This window comes from Micrococcus sp. HMSC31B01, from assembly GCF_001816085.1.
In the GTDB taxonomy this organism is placed as follows: Bacteria; Actinomycetota; Actinomycetes; order Actinomycetales; family Micrococcaceae; genus Micrococcus; species Micrococcus luteus.
In genome coordinates this window covers 1-1473 of the sequence record NZ_KV825424.1, presented here as the reverse complement: position 1 = coordinate 1473, position 1473 = coordinate 1, and the positions used below count along the sequence as shown (strand labels likewise).

Here is a 1473-nt window from a genome sequence, read left to right as displayed (position 1 = left end):
CGCGATCTGCTCGGGGTCGGCGTCGGCGCGCACGCAGGGCACCCCCATGCTGCGGAGGCGACGGCGCTCGGTGCGAACCTCGCTGAGCGCCGCCACGCCCACGGGTCGGGGCAGCCGGGCCGTCTCCTCCAGGAAGGCGGCGGTGAGGGACTCGGTGTCCCCGGCTACGAGGACCGCGTCCACGAGACCGGAGCGGGCGATCGCGAGCAGCTCGGCGAGGTCCTCGGCCCGGCGGAGGACCGTGATGTCCGTCTGGTGCCGCTCGAGCGGGCCGATGTGGTCCAGGCCCGGCTGGACGGTGGTGGCCAGGGCGATGCGCACGGTCAGCGCACCCCGTGGGCCGGCACGAGGGTGACCCGCGCGTCCTTGACCTTCGCGTCCACGATGCGCGGCAGGGTCTCCTCCGGTGCCAGCAGCTGTACCCGGGTGGTGCCCGAGCCGCCGAAGCCGTTCTGCTCCGCCGTGACCTCGGAGATCTCGAGCGCCTCGGCCAGCCGGGCCGGGTCCGCATGGCCGCGGCCTCCCTCCGCGGGCATGGCCACCCAGACGTCCACGCGGTCTCCCACGCCCACGCCGGACGGCAGCGGCTCGTCCAGGGCCACCCCGACGGGACGACGGCCGTCCGGGTCCGCGTCCACCAGTGCCGCCGCCGGCAGCAGCTCGCCGGCCCGGACCGTCCCGGAGACCATCCGCCCCTCGGGCGCCGGAGCATCGGCGCTGAGGTACCGCTCGCCGGCCTCGCTGAGGTTCACCTCCACGGGCCGCAGGTCCCCGGCCGCGATGGGTGTGCCCGGGGGCAGGTCCTCCGCAGCCGTCCAGTACGCGGCGGTCCGCTGGGAGGAGGCGACCAGCGCCACGACGCCGGCGATCGAGGCGAGGACGAGAATGAGACCGACGAGGAGCCGGGGATCCCGCCAGCGGGGCCGGCGCAGACGGCCGCCCTCGGCGGACGCGGACATGGTCGTGGACACCGGATGTTCCCCCCTTCGGACCGGCCTCTCGGGCCGCCGCGGCCCCGGCACCCCGTCGGTGTCGGCCCCTCCGCGCTGCGCCCAGAGTAACCACAGGGGCCGTGGATCGCCGGATCCGCCGCGTACGCTGTGGAAAAGTGTCGCCTCCGGGTGTTCCCGGGGTTGAATGGGTCGACGTCGTGGGCCGCCCGCGACCGTCCTGGACGCCTCGACCGAAGGAGCACCGTGCAGCGCTTTCTCACCCTGACCGACGTGGCGGAGACCCTGAACATCTCCGGTCAGGCCGCCCGTGCCCTGGTCCGCTCGGGTGAGCTGCAGGCCATCCAGGTCGGGGGCCGCGGTCAGTGGCGCATCGAGGTGTCCTGGCTCGAGGACTACGTGGAGCGTCAGAAGGAAGTGACGCGCGCCCGCGTCCGGGAGTGGACCGAGGCGGACGCGCAGGCCCGCTGAGCCCACACGGTCTGCTCAGGCGGGGCGCAGCAGGTCCTCGGCCGTCTGGGCC

2 protein-coding genes and 1 pseudogene are annotated in these 1473 nt (G+C 74.9%); 1 reads left to right on the top strand and 2 read right to left on the bottom strand.

Features of this window, described 5'->3' with window-relative positions:
- Together HMPREF3105_RS11800 and HMPREF3105_RS11795 are read right to left on the bottom strand one after the other, a co-directional pair.
- Positions 1–321: pseudogene (locus tag HMPREF3105_RS11800) on the bottom strand (ATPase); the annotation flags it as partial.
- A gap of 2 nt (positions 322–323) precedes the next feature.
- Positions 324–959, bottom strand: coding sequence for an SAF domain-containing protein (locus HMPREF3105_RS11795; protein ID WP_205805425.1), 636 nt, complete (start codon positions 957–959; stop codon positions 324–326).
- A gap of 237 nt (positions 960–1196) precedes the next feature.
- Here HMPREF3105_RS11795 and HMPREF3105_RS11790 point away from each other — a divergent pair, with 237 nt between their 5' ends.
- Entirely contained in the window at positions 1197–1421 is a 225-nt protein-coding gene (locus HMPREF3105_RS11790; RefSeq protein WP_049147317.1) for a helix-turn-helix domain-containing protein, read from the top strand.
- Positions 1422–1473: the final 52 nt, after the last annotated feature.

Bases quoted from the DNA above. Each gene is read 5' to 3' on its own strand.
- HMPREF3105_RS11795 (WP_205805425.1), bottom strand. From the start codon at position 959: ATGTCCGCGTCCGCCGAGGGCGGCCGTCTGCGCCGGCCCCGCTGGCGG.